Source organism: Williamsia sp. R60 (genome assembly GCF_054063855.1).
Map to the genome: position 1 here is coordinate 1,253,793 of NZ_JBSSGR010000001.1, position 21,413 is coordinate 1,275,205.

Here is a 21,413-nt window from a genome sequence, read left to right on the forward strand (position 1 = left end):
GACAGGAAGCAGAACATGACGAGCACCACGTTGGCCCAATCAGACCACTTGGTAGAAGAGCCTTTCCGGTCGCGCCGGAACAACTGGAACACCCACGTGCGGCGGCACGCGACGATGAAGCCGAACGACGTGGCGTTGCGTTTCCAGGGCCAGGACACCACGTGGAAAGAACTCAATGACCGGTCGGTCGCGTTCGCTGCGGCCCTGTACCGACGGGGTGTGCGTTTCGGCGACCGGGTGCTGATCCTGATGCTGAACCGCAGTGAGTACGTCGAGGCGATCTTCGGCGCCAACCTCATCGGCGCGATCGCGGTGCCGGTCAATATTCGGATGACGCCTCCCGAGGTCGGATTCCTCGTGGCCGACAGCGGTGCGAAGGTTGTCATCACCGAGTCGCTGCTGGCGCCGTTGGCCGATGCGGTCCGCAAGGGCACCGATGGCATCGAGAACCTGATCATCGTCGGCCCGTCCGACGTCGCCGACGCGCTCGACTACGAGCACCTTGTTGCAGAGGACCCCTCCGATCTGCCGGCGATCGACGTGCCGGAGAACTCGATCGCGATGATCATGTACACCTCGGGAACCACAGGTAACCCTAAGGGCGCCATGCTTTCTCACGCGAACATGCAGGCGCAGGCGGTCACCTGCATCTCGGCTCTGCACATCCGCAACGATGACGTGGGCTCCTGTGTGGCTCCGATGTTCCACATCGCCGCGATGGGTGCGATGGCTCCGCTGTTCTACATGGGCATCCGCACCGTGATCCATCCCCTCGGGGCCTTCGACCCGGAATCGCTGCTCGACGTGCTGGAGAAGGAAGGGATCACCTCGATCTTCCTGGTCCCGGCTCAGTGGCAGGTGGTGTGCGCGGTGCAGCAGGCCAAGCCCCGCAACCTCAAGTTGCGCGTGATCTCCTGGGGTGCGGCTCCCGCATCGGACACGGTCTTGCAGGCCATGGCCGACACCTTCCCGGAAGCGATCAACGTCGCGGTGTTCGGTCAGACCGAGATGTCGCCGATCACCTGTGTGCTCGAGGGCAAGGACGCGCTCCGGAAGCTGGGTTCGGTGGGCCAGGTGATCCCCGCGGTTCAGGCCCGTGTGGTGGACGCCGAGATGAACGATGTGGCTCCGGGCGAGGTGGGCGAGATCGTCTACCGCGGTCCCACGATGATGGAGGGCTACTGGCAGAACCCGCAGGGCACCGCCGACGCATTCGCCGGCGGCTGGTTCCATTCCGGTGACCTGGTCCGCATGGACGACGAGGGTTTCATCTACGTCGTGGACCGCAAGAAGGACATGATCATCTCCGGCGGCGAGAACATCTACTGCGCCGAGGTGGAGAATGCACTGTTCGCCCATCCGAAGATCCTCGAGGCAGCGGTGGTCGGGAAGGCCGATGACCGCTGGGGTGAGGTACCTGTCGCGATCGTGGTGCTCAAGCCCGGCGAAGAGCTGACCTTCGACGAACTGATTGAGTTCTTGAACGAACATCTCGCGCGCTTCAAGCAGCCCAAGGAAATGATCGTCATCGACGAATTGCCACGCAACGCGTCAGGCAAGGTCGTCAAGCCGTCGCTGCGCAAGGAGTACGGCGGCAAGGACGCCGGTCTCAAGCACTGACACCCAGGAGACACCGCGGGATCCCCGATCGACTCTTTGCGAGACGGTCGGGGGTCCTCGTAATTTCTCGCCGTTTGCCCGATTTTCGGAAAGTCTTCTGACACAGGTCAAGACCCGTTCTGGCCCTGAAAACTGAAACACGTTACACTTCTCGAAGACCAGTGACCGTCGTCACTGCAGTGGTCGAACCGTGGTGACGTGGTCACCTTCAATGCAGAAGAGCGGTGCCGCGTCGGGCGCCGCGAGTGGAGGGTTTGAATGAAGACCAAAGGCGCTTTGCTCCGGAACTTCAACGAGAAGTGGGCGATCGAAGAGATCGAGATCGGTGACCCCCGCAAGGGTGAGGTCAAGATCCGGATGGAAGCCGCCGGGATGTGCCACTCCGATCACCACTTGGTGACCGGCGGCATCCCGATGGCTGGGTTCCCGGTGCTCGGCGGCCATGAGGGCGCCGGAGTCGTGGACGAGATCGGCGAAGGCGTCACCGACTTCCAGGTCGGCGACCATGTGGTCCTCTCGTTCATTCCCTCCTGCGGCAAATGTCCGTCGTGCCGTTCCGGGCTGAGCAACCTCTGCGACATGGGGGCCATGCTCCTGCAGGGAGAAGCGGTGTCCGACCACACCTTCCGTGTGCAGACCGCAGACGGCGAGAACGTCTACCCGATGACCCTGCTCGGTACGTTCGCGCCCTACATGGTGGTCCACGAGACCTCGGTGGTGAAGATCGATCCAGAGATCCCGTTCGAGGTCGCCTGCCTGGTGGGTTGCGGTGTTCCCACCGGTTACGGCTCGGCCACCCACAGTGCGAACGTGCAGGCGGGTGAAGACGTCGCGATCGTCGGCATCGGTGGTGTCGGTATCTCCGCTCTCCAGGGAGCTGTGCTCTCGGGCGCGCGCTATGTCTTCGCGATCGACCCGGTGGAGTGGAAGCGCGAGCAGGCCATGAAATTCGGGGCCACGCACGCATTCGCCAGCGTCGAAGAAGCAGCCATGACCATCGCCGAGGTGACCGCCGGGCAGATGGCAAAGAAGGTGATCGTCACCGTCGGTGAGGTGCACGGCAAGGATGTCGATCTCTGGATGGGCATCACGGCCAAGGCCGGCACCTGCGTGCTCACCGGTATGGGCAACATGATGGAGTCCGACGTCACCCTCAACCTCGCGATGCTGACCCTGCTCCAGAAGAACCTGCAGGGAACGATCTTCGGTGGCGCCAGCCCCAAGCTCGACATCCCGCAGCTGCTGTCGCTGTACAAGATGGGCAAGCTGAACCTCGACGACATGGTCACCCGCCAGTACCGCCTCGACCAGATCAACGAGGGCTACCAGGACATGCTGGACGGCAAGAACATTCGTGGAGTCATCCGCTTCACCGAAGAAGACCACGCGGTCTGATCAACCCGAAACCCTCTCACCGGGGCCGGCGAGCGCACACTCGCCGGCCCCATTTTTTCTTCTTCTTCCGGGCGCGGGCGGACACATCGCGCGGGCGGTGCCCAACCGATGCGCCGCAACGATTTCCAAGGTGTGTAGCTGCCGCGTGTTGCTCGTGTCGCCTCGGTCGTGATGGCATGAACCCATGCTCAGTCAACTCGAGGAATGGCCGGTCGACACGGTGGCGGCCGCGGTGGTTGCCGGCGGAGAGGTCGTCGAAAGCCATGGCGACCAGCAGCGGGTGTTCCTGCTCGCGTCGGTCACCAAGCTGCTCACAGCGCATGCAGCTCTGGTTGCGGTCGAAGAGGGGGCGATCGAGCTCGATCAGCCGGCCGGGCCGGAGGGCTCCACCGTTCGCCATCTGTTGGCGCACGCATCGGGCCTGCCGTTCGAGGGCCGTGCCCCGACGGCGGGTGTGGGGGAGCAGCGGATCTACTCCAGTGCAGGATTCGAGGTGCTCGCCGATCTGATCGGGGCGGAGACGGGCATCGAGTTCGCGGACTACCTGCAGCAGGGCGTGTGCGAGCCACTCGGCATGGGGTCCACATCATTGCAGGGGTCGGCGGGGCACATGGCGCACTCGTCGGTCGGGGACCTTACGGCTTTTGCGGTCGAGCTGCTCAACCCGAAATTGGTGTCGCCCTCGTTGTTCGCCGATGCGACGTCGGTTCAGTTTCCCGGGCTCGACGGCTTCGTGCCGGGGTACGGAAAGCACCGTCCGTGCGATTGGGGTCTGGGGTTCGAATTGCGCTCGAACAAAGATCCGCACTGGACCGGTGCGGCCAACAGCCCGGGGACCTTTGGGCACTTCGGCCAGTCGGGCACGTTCTTATGGGTCGATCCGGCGTTGTCGGCTGCGTGCGTTGTGTTGACCGACCGCGCTTTTGGGCCGTGGGCGAAGCCGTTGTGGAGCGAGTTCAACGATTCAGTTGTCAAGTCGCTAACACATTGAAATCACCGTGCACTAGCGCAACACGGGTCACTTAAGGCACAATAAACACCAAAGGTGTGATATCTGCTCCTGGTGCGACAGACGTTGGGGAAGACGTTCTCGTCGAAACCGGAGGTGGAAAGTGCGCAATCTGAATCAGTTTGCGGACGTGACATCGGGTGTTGTGTACATACACTCCGCACCCGTCGCGTTGTGCCCACATGTCGAGTGGGCTCTTTCGTCGACCCTTGACGCCCGCGCCAACCTGAAATGGTCGGCGCAGGACGCAGGGCCGGGGTTGCAGCGTGCCACGGTCGACTGGGTGGGGCCCGTGGGTACAGGTGCCCGACTGGCCAATGCCCTCCGTGAATGGACGGTCCTGCGTTTCGAGGTCACCGAGAACGCCAGCGAAGGTGTGGACGGTGAACGTTTCAGCCATGTGCCCGGTCTCGGATTGTGGCGCGGTTCGATGAGCGCCAACGGCGACGTGATCGTGGGCGAGATGCAATTGCGCGCACTCATCGAATCGCACACCGACGGAATGGAATTGGCCGGCGCGCTCGATGCTGCGCTCGGCACCGCGTGGGACGAGGCCCTCGAGTCGTTCCGCATGGGCGGCGATGGCGCAGAGGTCACCTGGCTGCATCAGCGCGTGGGCTGAACGTAGAGAACAGACCAAAGCGGGCCCGGACTGAAAAGTCCGGGCCCGCTTTGCGTTGAATGTCAGCTAGCTAGCCGCACGTGAGCGAAGGTGTGGGCCGCGCGCAATGCAACGAGGAACGCGGCCCTACGTGAGCGAAGGTGTGGGCCGCGTGCGATGCAGTGAGGAACGCGGTCGCGAAGCGGCCACGTGACGAGCGAAGAGCACGCAACAAGGCCCACACCGAAGCGAACAATTCACAACGGTATGTTCTTGTGGCGTCCGCGACGTGCCGGCGCCGATGCGAGTGCTTCGGCGATGATGCTGCGGGTTTTGGCGGGATCGATGATCTCGTCGACCACGCCGATCGACTGTGCGCGACCCACGCCGCCGGCGATGGCTTCGTGCTCGACGGCGAGACGTTCATGCAGTGCTTCGCGCTCGTCGTCGGGCGCTGCTGCCAGGGCTTTCTTGTGCAGGATGCCGACCGCAGCCTTGGCACCCATGACGGCGACCTCGGATCCCGGCCATGCGAACACGGCGGTGGCACCGAGGGCACGCGAGTTCATCGCGATGTAGGCGCCGCCGTAGATCTTGCGGGTGACCAGGGTGACGCGGGGAACCGAGCATTCGGCGAATGCGTGGAGCAGTTTGGCTCCACGTCGGACGACGCCGTCCCATTCCTGGCCGACTCCGGGGAGGTAGCCCGGGACGTCGGTCATCACGATCAGGGGGATGCCGAATGCATCGCAGAGACGCACAAAACGTGCAGCCTTCTCGGCGCTTTCGGAGTTGAGGCAGCCGCCCATGCGCAGCGGGTTGTTGGCGATGACGCCGACACTTCGGCCGGACAGTCGGCCGAACCCGATGGTGATGTTCGGAGCCCATTTTGCTTGCAGCTCTTCGAAACTCGAGATCTCGGTTTCGCCGTCGGCCGCGATGTCGGTGTCGAGCAGGGCCCGCACGATCGGGTGGACGTCGTACGCGCGACGGTTCGACTCGGGCAGCAGGGCCCGCAGGTCGGTGTCGCCGGCTTCGGCCTTCTGGCGGCTGAAGTGTCCTTGCTGGCTGAAGGTGGCGATGAGCCGGCGTGCTCGCCAGTAGGCGTCGGGCTCGGAGTCTGCGGTGATGTGCGAGACGCCCGACTTCTTGCCGTGGGTGAGTGGGCCGCCGAGCGACTCCATGTCCACGACCTCGCCGGTGACGCTCTTGACCACGTCGGGGCCGGTGACGAACACGCGTCCGGCCGGGGCCATGATCACGATGTCGGTGAGGGCTGGGCCGTATGCGGCGCCGCCGGCTGCGAAGCCGACGACCACGGAGATCTGCGGGACGTAACCCGACGCGCGGACCATCGCCTCGAACACCTCGCCGACGGCGTGCAGAGCTTCGACGCCTTCGGCCAACCGCGCTCCGCCGGAATGCCAGATACCGATGACCGGCGCCTGCTCGGCGATGGCGGTGTCGATGGCGTTGACGATGTGCTTACATCCCACCACCCCCATGGCCCCACCCATCACGGTGCCGTCGGTGCAGTAGGCGACGGTGCGAACACCGTTGACTCGCCCGACTGCAGCCTGCACTCCCGACTTGTCGCGGGGGTGCAGCAACGACATCGACGCTTCGTCGAAGAAATTGGTCAAGCGCAGCAATGGATCTCGCGGATCGACCGACTCTTCGTGCTTGGTGATCGGGGCCATGGTGGTCATGGAATCTCCTTACAGGTAGATCTTCAAGCGCCCTGTCGTGAAGGAACAGGGGGCAACGGGTCAGTAGCGCCCAAAGGCGAGCGCGACATTGTGCCCACCGAATCCGAACGAGTTGTTGATGGCGTATTCGATCTGGCCGTAACGGGGTTCACCGTGAACCACGTCGAGGTTGATTTCCGGATCCTGATTGTCGAGGTTCAAGGTCGGAGGGATGACTCCCTCTTCGATGGCCTTGATGGTCAGAACCGATTCGAGTGCCCCCACCGCACCGATGGAGTGCCCGAGGGCAGACTTCGGTGCGTAGACCGCGGCATGATCGCCGACGGCCGCGTTGATCGCGAACGCTTCAGCCGTATCGCCCACCGAGGTGGACGTGGCGTGGGCGTTGACGTGGGTGATATCCGAGGCACTCAGCCCAGCTGTCGACATCGCGCGTTTCATTGCCCGCGCGGCGCCGGTTCCCTCCGGGTCGGGTGCGACCAGGTGGTAGCCGTCGGATGTGATGCCCGCACCGAGCACGCGCGCGTGGATGTGCGCGCCACGGGCACGAGCGTGGTCCTCACGCTCGATGACCATGAGTGCAGCGGCTTCGCCGAAGACGAAGCCGTCGCGGTCCTTGTCGAACGGGCGCGAGGCTGCGGCCGGGTCCTCGTTGCGGGTGCTCATCGCACGCATCATCGCGAAGCTCGCGATGGGCACCGAGTCGATGTGACCCTCGACGCCACCGGTGACGACGATGTCGGCGTCACCCATGACGATCTGACGCCACGCGTGAGCGATGGCCTCAGATCCCGAGGAGCAGGCGGAGATCGGCGTGATGACGCCGGCCTTGGCCCCGATCTCGAGGCCGACGACCGCGGCGGGACCGTTGGGCATCGACATGGGTACTGCCAGCGGGGACACCTTGCGGTAGTTGCCCGTGGTCTTCATGACCCTGTCGGCCTCGATGAGAGCGTCGCCGCCACCGAGTCCGGTGCCGATGACAACCCCGAGACGATCTTTCTCGACGTCGGGCTCGCCGGCATGTACCCAGAGACGCTTGCCCATCACATAGGCGATCCGCTCGACGTAGGCCATGCGGCGGGCCTGGACCCGCGAGACCTCGTCGGTCGGATCTTTGACAAGCCGCCCACCGAACCGGACCGGGAGGTCGTACTCCTCGACCCAGTCGTCGGTGAGCGTTTTGATGCCACTCTCTCCGGCGAGAAGACCCTTCCACGTGGAATCGAGGTCTTCGCCGACGGAAGTGGTGGCAACCATCGATGTCACGACGACGTTCGGGAAATTCCCGCCGAGGGTGGAGTAATCGCGAAGAGAGTTAGTCACTGATAATCACTCACCGGTGGTCTTGTCGGCCTCGATCTTGGCGCGGATCGCGTCAGCGGCGTCGGAGTTTTCAGCCTCGAGCTTCTGGATGTACGACACGGCGTCACCGACGGTGCGCAGTCCGGCCAGATCCTCGTCCGGGATCTTCACGCCGTACTTGTCTTCGGTCTGCACTGCGATCTCGACCATCGACAGCGAGTCGATGTCAAGGTCGTCGACGAACGACTTCTCTACAGTCACCTCAGAGGGCTCAATGCCGGTGACCTCCTCGATGATCTCAGCGAGTCCGGCAATGATTTCTTCCTGTGCGGCGGCCACTATGTGGCTCCCTTCTTCTTCGTATTGCGGGTGTCTTCCGGACGGCGTGCGAACGCCGCGTTGGACTGTGACGACCTGCGTGCTCGGTCTGTCACTTTCCGGGGATGGAGACGCGAGGCGCGTCGCCACCGCTATCCAAGATCGGTGAGTCCCTCGAGGTCGTCGGGGGTCTTGAGGGCCCGGGTGGGAGTTCCCTTGAGTTCGCGCTTGGCGATTCCGGTGAGTGTGCCGGCGGGCGGCAACTCGACGAGCGCGGTGGTGGCTTTGTCGCGCATCGTGGCTGAGCACAGGTCCCACCGCACCGGGCTGGTGACCTGGGCGACCAGTTTGTCGAGCGCATCGCGCCCGGAGGTGACGGGCTGGCCGTCGGAATTGGAGAGAAACGTCCTGTTCGGGTCTTGCGGGACGATGTCCGCGGCAGCTTGGGCCACCGCTTCCTGCGCAGACTCCATGTATTTGGTGTGGAAGGCGCCGGCGACCGCGAGCTTACGGATGCGCGCCTTCTCCGGCGGGTTCGCGATCAACTCGTCGATGGCCGCGACTGCGCCCGCAGCGACGATCTGTCCCGCCGCGTTGCGGTTGGCCGGAACCAGGTCGAGTTCTTCGAGACGGGCCAGGACGGCAGCTTCGTCGCCACCAAGCACCGCAGCCATGGTGGTGGGTTCGAGTGCACATGCCTTTGCCATCGCGGCGCCGCGGACAGCAGCCAGGGCCACGGCCTCGTCGGCAGTCAGTACACCGGCGATGGCGGCTGCGGCCAGCTCGCCCACAGAGTGGCCGGCGACGAGAGCGTCGACCGGCAGGGGAGAGCGTTTGGAGAGTTCGTCGAATGCGAGCAGTGCGGACACCACGACCAGCGGCTGGGTGACGGCGGTATCGGTGATTTCGTCAGCCGTCGCGATGGTGCCGAGTCGTGCGATGTCGAGTTTCGTCATCTTCGACCAGGTCGAAACCTGGTCGCGGGCGCCGGGCAGCTCTAGCCAAGGGGTGAGCATACCGACGGTCTGGGAACCCTGTCCGGGCGCAAGCAAGGAGAGCACCTGACAAGAGAACACCCTATCGGCCTGTGGTGAGGGTGTTGGACGCGATGAACCTTGAGCAAGGCCTTTGTGGGGTTCCCACAAATGACCACATCAGCGTGCCTGCATCGTCACCACATCGATATGCGTTAGCCGAATGTGAAGTGATGCACAATTGTCACCTTGGCCCCTAGTGTCCTGTTGCTCGTGTGACTGAAGAGAAAACTGTGCGCATGTCGTGTCGAACTCGTGCCAATCTGCCGACAGTTGTGGCAACCCTAAGTACGTACGCATCTCGCGGGTTCATCGGATCGCGGCCAGTTATGTCCGAAATCCGCTTTAGTCGATATCTGACAGTATTTGGATGAACGAAGAGTTCACGGGCACAGGACTCCACCGACCCTCCGGAGTCGAGGTAGGCGTCCAGCGTGACGGTCAAAGTGTCGCCGCCTTTGGTCAGCGGAGTGATCAGGGAGTCGTTGAGGGTGGTCATCGCGGTCTGATCGCCGAGCAGTGCCCGCTCCGGCAGCAGCTCCCAGGAATGCACCGGCCGCGGAGCGCTGGGCCAACCCGCCACTGCTTCGATACCGGCGAGTGCGTCGATGGCGCTGGCGTGCGCGGCCCCCAGATTGGGTGTTGTCGGGCCGATCACCACCGGGCCCTCGGCAAAGAGCTTCAGCAGATCGGTGACAAACGGCTCGCTCACGGCGACTGGTCCGCTGACGATGGCGACCAGAAGGCTGCCCTGGACGACGGACAACGCCGCGCGGTCGTGCTGGCGGGCGGTGTTGTGCACCGCCAGGGGAACCGACACGTTGCGCTCGGGTGGCGGCATACCCACCAGCACCGTTGCGGTGGCCTCGGTGTCCCAGTTCAGCGCGGCTGCTCGCGACAGCAAGGTGGGTCCGGAGTCGCCGCGCACCACGGCGTCGACGACCAGCGCTTCAAGCCTCGAATCCCAGGCACCGCGCGATTCGGCTGCAGACGCGTAGATGGATGCCGCCGCGAACCCGATCTCGCGCCCGTAGCGCAGCACCGACTCGGTGAGTGCCCGCAGCTGGGCGTCGTTTCGGGCAAGTAGGGGCAGCCACTTCTCGAAGAACTCCATGGCCACCCGGACCATCTCGACGGTCTGCAGCAAGCTGATCCGTCGGGCCAGGTCCTGCGGCACCACCTGGAACGCCTGCACCGTGAACTTCACGTTGCCTTCAGGATCTTGAAGCCACTCGACGAAGTTGACCACCGCGGTCTGCACGACCAGCTGCACATCGGCTCGCTGCCCTGCCTCGAGGTCGGCGAAATAGGGCAGTTGGTCCTGCATCGAGTGCACTGCCTCGGTGGCCAACCGGCCGCTGTATTGCTTCACCCGGCGGAGCAGTGTGTCCGGCAGTGCGTCGTGCACGTTGGCCGGGGCGGGCACATGGGCACCCCGCGGCCCGAAGAGATCGCCGGCGGGCTGCTCGACCGCACGTGACTCGTCCATCTGACCAATCTATGTCAGCGGAACGGTTTCAGGTCGGACGCTGCCCGCAGGCGATCCCCTCGTCGGGCGGGGTGGGACTCGGCCTAGGCGCCGGGACCCGGGTCGCTCGTCTGCTTCGGCGCTGCGAGTACGTCGTCGATCATGTACTTCGCGGCGGCCTCGGCAGCGACCTTGGCCTCGATGTGGCCATCGCGGGCCAGCGCCGACAGCACACCCACCGCGATCGACTCACCGTCGACGTTGAAGAACCGACGCGCGGCCGGCCGGGTGTCGGAGAAACCGAATCCATCGGTACCGAGGGTGAGGTAGGTGCCCGGGACCCAGGCGCGGATCAGTTCGGGAACCCCACGCATGAAATCGCTGGCCGCGACAAACGGACCCGCGGCCTCGGCGAGCGCCTCGGTGACGTACGGCTGCTGGTGCTCACCGTCGGGATCGCGGAGCGATGCCTTCTCGTACTCCACACCATCACGGGACAGCTCGTTCCACGACGTCACCGAGTAGACGTTTGCGCCCACGTTCCATTCCTCGGCCAACAACTCCTGTGCTTTGAGGGCACTGGGCATGGTGATGCCGGAGACAAGGATGTTCGCCGGGTACTCCTTGCCTTCGGGAGCTTCGGCGTAGCGGTAGATGCCGTTGAGCAGTCCGGCGACGTCGAGGTTGTCGGGCTGCGCCGGCTGACTGATCGGCTCGTTGTAGATGGTGATGTAGTAGTAGATGTTCTCGGGATCTTCTCCGTACATCCGGCGCAGGCCGTCGGCGATGATATGCCCGAGCTCGTATCCGAACGCAGGGTCATAGGCCACCACTGCCGGGTTCGACGCCGCGAGCAGCAGCGAATGGCCGTCTGCGTGCTGCAGACCCTCACCCGTGAGTGTGGTGCGACCGGCGGTGGCTCCCAGGACAAATCCTCGTGCCATCTGGTCGGCCGCCGCCCACAGTCCATCGCCCGTGCGCTGGAAGCCGAACATCGAATAGAAGATGTACAGCGGGATCATCGGCTCGTCGTGTGTTGCATACGACGTACCGACAGCGGTGAACGATGCCGTAGAACCGGCTTCGTTGATGCCCTCGTGCAGGATCTGTCCGACCGAGCTCTCCTTGTACGCGAGCATCAGCTCCGCGTCGACGGAGGTGTAGAGCTGACCGTTGCGGTTGTAGATCTTGAGCGACGGGAACCAGGAGTCCATGCCGAAGGTGCGGGCTTCGTCGGGGATGATCGGCACGAGGCGCTTGCCGACCTCCTTGTCGCGCATCAGTTCCTTGAAGATACGGACGACGGCCATGGTCGTGGCGACCTGCTGCTTGCCCGAACCTTTCGCGGCCAGTTTCAGTGCCGGCGCGGTGTCCGGTTTGAGCACCTTGCTCTTGGTGCGCCGAGCGGGCAGGAAACCGCCGAGCGTCTTACGACGATCGAGCATGTACTGGATCTCGGGTGCGTCGTTGCCGGGGTGGTAGTACGGCGGCAGGTAAGGATCCTTTTCGAGCTCGGCGTCGCTGATCGGGATGCGCGTGCTGTCGCGGAAGTCCTTGAGATCGTCGAGGGTCAGCTTCTTCATCTGGTGCGTGGCATTACGGCCCTCGAAGTGCTTGCCGAGTGTGTAGCCCTTGATGGTGTGCGCCAGGATCACCGTCGGCTGGCCCTTGTGGGCCAGCGCCGAGGCATAGGCCGCGTGCACCTTCTTGTAGTCGTGGCCGCCGCGCTTGAGGTTCCAGATGTCGGCGTCGCTGAGGTCTTTGACGAGTTCCTTGGTTCGCGGGTCGCGGCCGAAGAAGTGGTCGCGGACGTAGGCACCGTCGTTGGCCTTGTAGGTCTGGAAGTCACCGTCGGGGGTGCTGTTCATCAGGTTCACCAGCGCGCCGTCGCGGTCCTTGTGCAGCAGCGAATCCCACTCGCGGCCCCACACGACCTTGATGACGTTCCAGCCGGCTCCGCGGAAGAACGACTCGAGTTCCTGGATGATCTTGCCGTTGCCGCGCACCGGACCGTCGAGGCGCTGCAGGTTGCAGTTGACGACAAACGTCAGGTTGTCGAGGCCCTCGGTTGCGGCGACGTGCGCCAGGCCGCGTGACTCCGGCTCGTCCATCTCGCCGTCGCCGAGAAACGCCCATACGTGCTGATCGCTGGTGTCCTTGATGCCGCGGTCGTTCAGGTAGTGGTTGAACCGCGCCTGATAAATCGCGTTCATCGGGCCCAGGCCCATGGACACGGTGGGGAACTGCCAGAAGTCGGGCATCAGCCGAGGGTGGGGATACGACGGCAGCCCACCGCCCTCGCCGGCGTGGGAGTGCTCCTGACGGAACCCGTCCATCCGCTTCTCGTCGATGCGGCCCTCGAGGAACGCACGCGCGTAGATACCGGGGGAGGCGTGACCCTGGATGAAGATCTGGTCGCCGCCACCGGCGTGGTCCTGGCCACGGAAGAAGTGGTTGAAACCGACCTCGTACAGGGCGGCCGACGAGGCATAGGTGGAGATGTGGCCGCCGACGCCGACGCCGGGACGCTGTGCGCGGTGCACCATGATCGCGGCATTCCAGCGGATGAACGCGCGGAAGCGGCGTTCGACTTCTTCGTCACCGGGGAACCAGGGTTCGCTCTCGGTGGGAATGGTGTTGACGTAGTCGGTGGAGGTGAGGGCTGGAATCGAGACCCGCTTCTCCCCGGCGCGCTCGAGCAGGCGAAGCATCAGGTACCGGGCCCGGCCGGGGCCGGCGTTCTCGAGAAGACCGTCGAAGGACTCCAGCCATTCAGTGGTCTCATCCGGGTCGATGTCCGGGAGGTAGGACGCGACTCCCTCTCGGATGACGCGAACCCGCTGCTGGTTCTTCGGTGCTTTCGTGCTGTCAGTCACTACGCTGGTCTTCTCCTCGAGTCGTCCGGCAGGGTGACTGCCAGAAACCAAATGTGGCGCTGGACCCTGGTGAGGTCCTCGGCGTTCTCTCAATCGTGCCGCATGTGATGTTCGTTGGCATCGGAGGACGGCAAACTAGCCGAACCTACATGTGTTGCTCTGGATGTTCGAGCGGTACATGGGGCAGTATCTGCTCTGTGAAGTCCAGGTGGGTGGTCGGCGTTGTGGTGGCCGGGGCACTTTTCACCGGATGTGCCACCACTGTCGACGGTTCCAGTGGCGTAGACCCCAGCGACGTGCGTGCCTACCAGAGCGACGTGTCGGTCGCGGCGGAGCAATCGAGGATCGCAGAATCGTCGAGGGCCGCCGAGGCTGCGCGCACGCTGACGGTCGGCCTCTGCGCGCAATTCACCACCACCGTGGTGACCATGCTCAACGGCTACAACGAGTTCGTCACCAAACTCAATGACGTGCAGTCCTATTCGCAGATGGGCGACAGCAGTCGGGTGGTGATCGACCAGCTCACCGCCGGTGAGCAGGCAATTACCGCGAAACTGGTGGGCGGCGTCGAGCAGCCCGTGCAGACTCTCGTACGGAATTTCCTCGACCGCAACCGGGAGTTGGTGACCGCGGTGAGGAACGAATATCGGGCCGGCCTCAACGATCCGGCGGACAAGTGGATCGACGCCAGGAACAAGGCTGTGGACGCGTGCGGGAAAGTTGCCGGTTGAAAAAGGTGCCATTCGGCTTGCAACTTGGGGGTTTACCCTGTTCGCTTGAGTCATCGAAGCGGACACGGACAGTGTTCGCCTATTTTTCTACTGACAGGAGGTCGTCGCGTTGGTTGCCGCTTCAGATGGTGATCGCGCCCAGAAGCTGGGAGTGACAGCGGGCATGATCGTGCAGGAGCTGGGGTGGGACGAGGACACCGACGACGACCTGCGTGCCGACATCGAGGATGCCATCGACGCCGAGATGGTGGACGACGACTCCGACGAGGTCGTCGACATGGTGGTGCTGTGGTGGCGGGACGGTGACGGCGACCTGGTCGACGCCCTGATGGATGCCATCACGCCGCTCGCCGACGACGGGTTCGTGTGGGTGTTGTCGCCGAAGACCGGAAGCGACGGTTACGTCGACCCCAGTGAGGTCGCCGAAGCCGCGCCGACCGCGGGCCTCACCCAGACCAGTGCCGTGAGTTTCGGTGACTGGCTGGGATCTCGTCTGGTTCAACCGAAGACGCGAGCCGGCAAGAAGGCATGACCGACTCCGTTCATCAGGAGCTCGCGGTGGGAACCGCGGCTCCTGACTTCACGTTGCGTGATCAGAACAATCAGGACATCACCCTGTCCAACTATTTCGGTAAGAAGAACGTGCTGCTGGTGTTCTTCCCGATGGCGTTCACCGGCACCTGTGAAGGTGAGCTGAGCATGGTGCGCGACCGGCTGCCGGACTTCGAAAACGACAACTCGGCGTTCATCGCGGTGTCGGTGGGTACATCGCCCACCCACAAGGTGTGGTCGGCGGCGCAGGGGTATCTGTTCCCGATCCTCGCGGACTTCTGGCCCCACGGCCGCGTTGCTCAGCTGTACGGCGTCTTCAACGAGGACAAGGGCTACGCCAACCGCGGCACCTTTGTCATCGACAAGACCGGACACATCACATTCTCCGAGCAGATGGCCGCCGGGCAGGTCCGTGACCAGTCGCTTTGGGAGAAAGCCCTGGCCGCGCTAGATTCTTGAAGGTGTCTGACGCTTTCGGGTGTCGGACGGGCGGCGAGTCCATGTTTTCTCTCGCCGTCGCGGCCGGCGAACTCGCCTTCGTACCGGTCGCCCCGCGCGTATAGCTCAGCGGTAGAGCTCTGGTCTTACACACCAGCGGTCAGGGGTTCGAATCCCTTTGCGCGCACAGCATTTGGAGGGTTGGACCCGTTTTCGCCCGTTGTGTCATAAGCGTCCGAGGCCTCTCAGCAGCTTGGCTCAGCGAGTTGTTCTGGTAGTGCGCACACGTCTTCTTCGTGACGCCAGCGTCCACACGACCGAGCCAAGGCGATAACGATGAATTGGCACGCGCGGCCATCTGAGCCCTGCGAGCCGTCGACGATTGCTACACCAGCGGAGCAGCGCGGCGTTGGTCGTCCACCACACAGCGTCTCCAGGCACGTTCACCGTCACCGCCGGCACCGGGCCGCCGCCCCCGGCTCGCTCCGTGCGAACAATTAGAAAAGTCAGCGATCGGTGAGCTGTTCGGATGGTTGTGGTCCGTTATCTCCAGAAACTCAACCGAGTGATAGATGATTCTGAGACTCCGGCCTCCAGTCCAATTCCGAGAATCGGTTGCGGCGCCTACATCCATCGGGTCGCGGCCCGATCATAGAGAAAGTTCCAACATGATGCGCACGCTGGTGGCTGTCGCCGCACTCTCACTCCTCATTGCGGGCTGTTCCAGCGGAGGCAAAGACGCACCTGCCTCATCGTCGGCCGAAGCGCCCGCAGCGATCGCAACGACGACCACCGCGCCTAAGGTAGAGACATTCAAGATCGGAGATGTTGCTACCAACGGTGGCGTGAAGCTCACGGTGACCAGCGCAACCAATCCACCGACCATCCCGATGATGACCAACAGCATGCGGAAGAACAGCGGCTATGACGTCTATGGCGACGTTGCTCCTCGGGCGGGCGGAAAGTTCGTCCGCGTGGACGTCACCGTTGAGAATGTCGGACAGGTTTCGATGGATCTGACATGCAGTTGGCCCATCGAAGTGTTCGCCGCTGACGCGACCAACCGGATGTTCGACCCGGTCGACGAACTGTACAAACTCCAAGGCACTCCCGAGTGTAATGGGAACCTTCAGCCCGGATTCTCCTCGCCGATGACTTACGTGTTCGAGGTACCTGAATCGGCGGACGTCAGGATTTTCGGCTTTGCCGATACCAAGAGGGATTCCGAGGACCCCACTTTCGTTGTCATCACGCCACAGACACCCGGTCCGCTCGCGCCCACGGTCGAGACCGCCGCGACACCAGAAGTAACGGCCGAGCCAACTTACGAGGCACCGATCGAGGCTCCCGTCGTGAGCGAGGAGCCGCCGATCGGATACACCGCAGCACCTACGGGTGAACCAACGCCGCTCCCAGGCAAAGAGATTGACTACTGCATGAACGGGCCCACTTACCAGACCGGCACTACGATGTTCACCGACGGCACCACAGGATGGACCCAGGAATGCGCGGGTTAGCGACCGCGCCACACACCTGAAACGCGCACCAATTGCACTAGCTCCACTTGCTTCGCCCCCGCAGGAGAACGGCTGAGGGTTTCCCTGTTGCCCCGCGCAATACGCCCTGCGGCTTCGTCAGATCGCCGAATATTCTGGCAACGTCGAGAGCCGCGCATTTATGCAGCTAAAAGACCCTTTTGTCTATCTGGCCCTGAGGTTCGGACCCCTCTGTGCGCACCAGCATCAACATCAATCAGTCACGCATTCAACCGCAGACTCGCCCCAACGCCCTGTTGTATCGCCACATCAACCAGCGTCCGGGCGGTCACCAGATCCTGTAGACCGATTCCGACGGAGTTGAAAAGGGTGATGTCGTCGTCGCTGTGCCGACCGAGGGCGGGGTCCGCGATCACATCACCGAGTTCGACATCGACGTCCTGCGTCTGAAGGTGGCCTTCGGCGATCGCCAACAGGACATCGCCCGACTTGGTGAGTGCGGTCGGGATGCTGTCGACGATCAGCCGACAGCTGCCGATCCCGGGGCCGTCGATCTCACGGTGGTCCGCGCGGGGAGGAGCGCCGACGGCGTTGAGGTGCAGGCCCGGGCGGAACCAGGCGCCCTCGACGATCGGTTCGCGCGACGGCGTCAGTGTGCAGACGATGTCGGCGGAGGCGAGAATAGACCGAGGGAATTCGGCGTATTCGATCTGGATGTCGAGATCGGCTGTCCGACGGCGGAAGCTGTCGACGGTCGACGCCGACCGCGACCACACCAAAACCTTCTCGATGTTTCGGATGCGGCAGATGGCGCGGGCGTGCTCCACTGCGAGGGTTCCGGCACCGATGAGTCCCAGAATCGAGCTCCGTTGCGTGGCAAGGTGAGCCGTCGCCACCGCGCTCGCCGCAGCAGTACGGATGGCTGTGATGAGGCGGCCGTCGAGTACTGCTTCGCACTCGCCGGTCTGTGCAGACATCAGCAGGATGGTCGATCGCTGACTCGGGAGCCCGCGGCCGACATTGGCCGGCATGTCCGACAACATCTTGACGACGCTGGCGCCCAACGGTTCTGACGACGCCACCATCGGGAGCGCGGTGCCGCCGTCGGCGATCGGCAACTGAGGGGGAGCGGGGTTACTCGCAGTTCCTGATGTCAGATCGGCGTGAGCCTGCTCCACGGCGCGGTAGACCGAAGTCCGGTCGATGAGCGCGTCGATGTCGGAGTGGGTGAGGATGAGGGTCATGTCGCCTTCCGGGGCAGAGAGGTTCAGGAACGGCCGGCGTACGGCACGGTGAGGCAAGACGGGGCTCGGCGGCCACCGACGACGCCGCTGATCGCGACGATGGCGATGACGTACGGCAGCATCAGCAGAATCGCGTAAGGGATGTCGACTCCTACGGCAGGCAAGGCGAACTGAAGCGATCGGGCGATCCCGAAGAACAGGCACGCCCACACGATTCCGATCACCTTCCAGCGTCCCGCGATCACTGCGACCACGGCGAGGTACCCGAGGCCGGCAGTCATGTTCTCGCTGAACGACTGTACTTCCGACAGGGCCAGTTGAGATCCCGCGAGACCGCCTGTTGCGGCAGCGAGCAAGACGCACGCGGCCCGGATCTTGTTGACGGACAATCCTGTCCAGCCGGCCGATGTGGCGTCTTCGCCGACGGCGTCCACGCGAATGCCCGCCATGGTCTTGCCGGAGAACAGCAGCGCCAGCGCGATGACCACGAGCACGCAGAGGTAGCCGAGGACTGATTGGCCGAACAGGGCCGGACCAACGATCGGGATGTCGGTCAGCAGAGGGATGTCGACGCCGTCGAAGCCGGGCACACCCTGGCCCTTGCCGTCCTCGAGGAAGATGCGGGCACCGTAGGTGGTCAACCCCAGAGCCAATGCGTTGCCGGCGATTCCGACAACGATCTGGTCGGCTCGGAACCGCACCGTCAGCAACGCCTGAATGATGCCGAAGATGAGCGCCGCAAGCACGCCGCTGATGAGACCGAGCATCGCCGAATCAAGTGTGGCGGAGGCCAGCACGCTCGCAAACGCGCCGGTGAGCATGATGCCCTCCATGCTGAGGTTGAGCACGCCTGCACGTTCGCTGATCGATTCACCTGCTGCGGCCACAATGAGCAGGATCGCGAACGCCACTCCGCTGGTGAGGACCTGGGTGAGCATGTCGATGTTCATGACGTCGCCTTTGCGGGGGCTGTGATGGCGGGTGCCAAAGTGGCCTCGGGGGGCGCCACTGATCTCGACCGGGTGGTCCACAAGGCAGCGCCCGCGATCAAGATGATCAGCACGCTCTGCACCACGGTCACGGTGGAGGACGGAACTCCCGCGGCCAACTGCAGATTGATACCGCCGGCAACCAGGAATCCCAGGAACAGCGACACCCCGGCAACTGCTGTCATCGACCCGCGGGCAAGCAAACCGACCACGAGGCCGGTGAAACCGAAGCCTGACGAGAACCCTTCGGCCAAGACGAACGGGGCGGACGTGACAAGGATTCCACCGGCCAGCCCGGAGAATCCACCTGCGGTGGAGAGCCCCAGGAAACGGACGCGATCAACTGGGACACCCAGTCGACCCGATGCAGTCGGTGACAGTCCCACTGAGCGGAGCCGTAGTCCGATTGCGCTGTGCCGCAAAACCACTCCGACGGCCGTGATGGCAAGGAGCGCAATGACGATGGCCACGGTGGCCGGCGATTTGGTCAATCCCAGTAGCGGGAGGTGGCTCGCTTCGCTCAGCGACTCCGACTGCGGGAGCGTCTCCGACGAGGTCATCGGCTGCCGGAGCAAGCTCGGCTCCTGGACCATCAACACAACCAACGCCAGGCCGACAAAGTTGAGCAGCAGGGTGGTGATGATCTCGCTGGTACCGCGCCGAACATAGAGCCACGCCGCAATGGCCGCCCAACTTGCGCCGGCCAATACGGCAGCCACCAGCGCCAGGGTGACTCCAAGGAAGAGAGGCATGGCGTCGGGGATGGTCACGCCCACCGCAGTGGCAGCAATGCCGCCGAGACAGATCTGGCCTTCGCCTCCGACGTTCACCAGACCGGCCCGATAAGCGACGGTGAAGCCCGCCGCGATGAACATGATGATGGCAGCGTTGTTCAGCGAGGTGCCGACGGCGAAGGGCGAGCCGAATGTTCCCTGGATGAGGGCGTCGATGACCTCGGCGGGCCCGGCCCCAGCGCCTGCGGCCAACAGCAGTCCGATGCCTGCGGCGATCACCAAGGCAACGACGGCGACCACAAGAGGACTGTGGGCCCAATCGCCCTGCCGCAGTTTGGTACGAAGCAGAACAGCCGTCGGCATCATCCTGCCACCCCCATCATGAGCTCGCCGATGTCGTTTGTGGCAGAGGAAGACTCGGAGTCGACAGACCCGCGGATGGTGCCGCGGTAGGCGACGACAATGCGCGAGCAGAGGGTGACGAGCTCGTCGATCTCGCTGGAGATCACCAACACTGCGGCGCCAGACGCCGCGGCGTCCCGAAGACGGTCGAGCACAAAGGCGACGGCACCGACGTCGAGCCCACGGGTGGGTTGAGCCGCGACGACGACACGCAGCCCCGGGGTCGACAATTCCCGGGCCAGCACAACCTTCTGCTGGTTGCCGCCGGACAATGATCCGATGGGGATGTCGGGACCATCGGCGCGGATCGAGTACTCCGTGATGGCCTGCGCGGCATCAGCTCTCATACGCCGGCGATCCAGTAGGCCCCAGCGCCGGTAGTCGCTCAATCGGCCGAGTGCGTAGTTCTCGGCAAGTGATAGTTCGGCGACCATGCCCTCGGCGTGCCGGTCTTCGGGAATGACACCCATGCCCGCACGGGTGCGCTGCGCCGGAGTGTGTTCGGTGATGTCGAGCCCGTCGACACTGACTGTTCCGCGATCAGCGGCGACGGACCCGGACAACACTGCCGCCAGCTCCGACTGGCCATTGCCTTCGACACCTGCGATACCAACGATCTCTCCTGAGTGGACAGTCAAATCGACGTCTGACAGGGCAGTGCTGCCATCTGGGCGGGACAGCGTGACGCCCCTGACCTCCAAGCAGGGTGCTGCGTGATGCGGTGGCGATGACGGGCGTCGTTCGGACGCAACAGGTTGTGCGCCACCGAGCATCAGGTCGAGCAAGGAGTCCAGCGGTGTCTGCGACAGCCGGCCTCCGCCGACGACCGTCCCGCCTCGGAGCACAGTCGCCGCATCGGCCACGCGGGCGACCTCTCCGAGTTTGTGGGTGATCAGGACAACCGACTTGCCATCGGCGGCAAGGGCATTGCAGGTCTCGATCAGCGAGTCGATCTCACCGGGGTCGAGCACCGCAGTCGGTTCGTCGAGCAGGATGAGGTCTGGCCGTCGAAGCAGGGCTTTGACGATCTCCACCCGCTGTCGTGCGCCGATCGGAAGGTCACTGACGCGGGCGGTGCGGTCCACGGTCAATCCGTACGAATCGGCTATGCGCGCCAGGCCCTGCTCCACCTCATCGTGTGGCTGGCGAAAACCTCGCCGGCCCAACAACAGGTTGTCCTCCACTGTCATCGTGGGGATGAGTGAGAAGTGCTGATGCACCATGGCGACGCCGGACTCGAGTGCCGCTGCCGGTGTCGAAGGGCGGTACGGGGTTCCGTCGATGGTCATACTGCCCTGGTCCGCAGACACCGTTCCGTACACGACGTTGCACAGTGTCGACTTGCCTGCACCGTTCTCTCCGAGGATGCAGTGCACCGTGCCCCGTTCGACGGCCATGGTGACGTCGTCGAGCGCGCGAACACTGCCATACGACTTACCGATTCGATCGAGCGTCAACAGCGGGCTGGTTGCTGGGGTCATCGCGTCGGCCG

At 63.9% G+C, this 21,413-nt stretch carries 18 protein-coding genes and 1 tRNA gene; 9 read left to right on the forward strand and 10 right to left on the reverse strand.

Features of this window, described 5'->3' with window-relative positions; genetic code table 11:
- Positions 1-15: 15 nt before the first annotated feature.
- From fadD5 to ACVWY6_RS05640, 4 genes are all read left to right on the forward strand, one after another.
- A complete protein-coding gene (gene fadD5, locus ACVWY6_RS05625) occupies positions 16-1,620 on the forward strand; it encodes a fatty-acid--CoA ligase FadD5 (protein ID WP_400727674.1) in 1,605 nt (534 codons plus the stop codon).
- Positions 1,621-1,878: 258 nt separating this feature from the next.
- The gene (locus ACVWY6_RS05630) at positions 1,879-3,015 is read left to right on the forward strand and encodes an NDMA-dependent alcohol dehydrogenase (protein WP_023953907.1); all 1,137 of its coding nucleotides are present in this window, start codon (positions 1,879-1,881) and stop codon (positions 3,013-3,015) included.
- 184 nt (positions 3,016-3,199) lie between these two features.
- Positions 3,200-4,006 (forward strand): serine hydrolase domain-containing protein, encoded by an 807-nt coding sequence (locus ACVWY6_RS05635; protein ID WP_457536587.1) that lies wholly within the window; start codon positions 3,200-3,202, stop codon positions 4,004-4,006.
- A gap of 121 nt (positions 4,007-4,127) precedes the next feature.
- Positions 4,128-4,646, forward strand: coding sequence for a DUF3145 domain-containing protein (locus tag ACVWY6_RS05640; protein ID WP_023953903.1), 519 nt, complete (start codon positions 4,128-4,130; stop codon positions 4,644-4,646).
- Positions 4,647-4,882: 236 nt separating this feature from the next.
- On the opposite strand, the gene ACVWY6_RS05645 is transcribed toward ACVWY6_RS05640, so the two are convergent.
- From ACVWY6_RS05645 to aceE, 6 genes are all read right to left on the reverse strand, one after another.
- Positions 4,883-6,334 (reverse strand): acyl-CoA carboxylase subunit beta, encoded by a 1,452-nt coding sequence (locus ACVWY6_RS05645; protein WP_023953901.1) that lies wholly within the window; start codon positions 6,332-6,334, stop codon positions 4,883-4,885.
- A gap of 60 nt (positions 6,335-6,394) precedes the next feature.
- Positions 6,395-7,660, reverse strand: a complete 1,266-nt coding sequence (locus ACVWY6_RS05650; RefSeq protein WP_030171718.1) for a KasA/KasB family beta-ketoacyl-ACP synthase — start codon at positions 7,658-7,660, stop codon at positions 6,395-6,397.
- Between the two features lie 6 nt (positions 7,661-7,666).
- Positions 7,667-7,978, reverse strand: a complete 312-nt coding sequence (gene acpM, locus ACVWY6_RS05655) for a meromycolate extension acyl carrier protein AcpM (RefSeq protein WP_023953897.1) — start codon at positions 7,976-7,978, stop codon at positions 7,667-7,669.
- A 131-nt stretch (positions 7,979-8,109) separates the two neighbouring features.
- Positions 8,110-9,018 carry an ACP S-malonyltransferase gene (locus ACVWY6_RS05660; RefSeq protein WP_457536589.1) on the reverse strand — a complete coding sequence of 303 codons (909 nt, stop codon included), beginning with the start codon at positions 9,016-9,018 and terminating at the stop codon, positions 8,110-8,112.
- 169 nt (positions 9,019-9,187) lie between these two features.
- A complete protein-coding gene (locus ACVWY6_RS05665; RefSeq protein WP_023953892.1) occupies positions 9,188-10,480 on the reverse strand; it encodes a PucR family transcriptional regulator in 1,293 nt (430 codons plus the stop codon).
- Between the two features lie 83 nt (positions 10,481-10,563).
- Entirely contained in the window at positions 10,564-13,335 is a 2,772-nt protein-coding gene (gene aceE / locus ACVWY6_RS05670) for a pyruvate dehydrogenase (acetyl-transferring), homodimeric type (RefSeq protein ID WP_457536592.1), read from the reverse strand.
- A 197-nt stretch (positions 13,336-13,532) separates the two neighbouring features.
- Here aceE and ACVWY6_RS05675 point away from each other — a divergent pair, with 197 nt between their 5' ends.
- From ACVWY6_RS05675 to ACVWY6_RS05695, 5 genes are all read left to right on the forward strand, one after another.
- Positions 13,533-14,066 carry a hypothetical protein gene (locus ACVWY6_RS05675; RefSeq protein WP_317714302.1) on the forward strand — a complete coding sequence of 178 codons (534 nt, stop codon included), beginning with the start codon at positions 13,533-13,535 and terminating at the stop codon, positions 14,064-14,066.
- A 109-nt stretch (positions 14,067-14,175) separates the two neighbouring features.
- Positions 14,176-14,598: a DUF3052 domain-containing protein gene (locus ACVWY6_RS05680; protein WP_023953889.1), complete on the forward strand. Its 423-nt coding sequence runs from the start codon at positions 14,176-14,178 to the stop codon at positions 14,596-14,598.
- Positions 14,595-15,077, forward strand: a complete 483-nt coding sequence (locus ACVWY6_RS05685) for a peroxiredoxin (protein ID WP_457536594.1) — start codon at positions 14,595-14,597, stop codon at positions 15,075-15,077. Before ACVWY6_RS05680 ends, ACVWY6_RS05685 begins: the two co-directional genes overlap by 4 nt.
- Positions 15,078-15,171: 94 nt before the next feature.
- Positions 15,172-15,243: transfer RNA gene (locus tag ACVWY6_RS05690), tRNA-Val, on the forward strand.
- A 481-nt stretch (positions 15,244-15,724) separates the two neighbouring features.
- Entirely contained in the window at positions 15,725-16,573 is an 849-nt protein-coding gene (locus tag ACVWY6_RS05695) for a DUF4352 domain-containing protein (protein WP_457536596.1), read from the forward strand.
- A 239-nt stretch (positions 16,574-16,812) separates the two neighbouring features.
- Here the strand turns inward: ACVWY6_RS05695 and ACVWY6_RS05700 are convergent, their stop codons facing one another.
- From ACVWY6_RS05700 to ACVWY6_RS05715, 4 genes are read right to left on the reverse strand one after another with little or no spacing between them, the layout of a single operon-like run.
- On the reverse strand, positions 16,813-17,796 hold the full coding sequence (locus tag ACVWY6_RS05700) for an ornithine cyclodeaminase family protein (RefSeq protein ID WP_457536597.1): 984 nt from the start codon (positions 17,794-17,796) through the stop codon (positions 16,813-16,815).
- Positions 17,797-17,819: 23 nt separating this feature from the next.
- Entirely contained in the window at positions 17,820-18,746 is a 927-nt protein-coding gene (locus ACVWY6_RS05705; protein WP_457536599.1) for an ABC transporter permease, read from the reverse strand.
- The gene (locus ACVWY6_RS05710; protein WP_062799643.1) at positions 18,743-19,882 is read right to left on the reverse strand and encodes an ABC transporter permease; all 1,140 of its coding nucleotides are present in this window, start codon (positions 19,880-19,882) and stop codon (positions 18,743-18,745) included. The genes ACVWY6_RS05705 and ACVWY6_RS05710 overlap by 4 nt, the downstream gene beginning before the upstream one ends.
- The gene (locus ACVWY6_RS05715) at positions 19,882-21,402 is read right to left on the reverse strand and encodes an ABC transporter ATP-binding protein (protein WP_062799638.1); all 1,521 of its coding nucleotides are present in this window, start codon (positions 21,400-21,402) and stop codon (positions 19,882-19,884) included. The genes ACVWY6_RS05710 and ACVWY6_RS05715 overlap by 1 nt, the downstream gene beginning before the upstream one ends.
- Positions 21,403-21,413 lie beyond the last annotated feature (11 nt).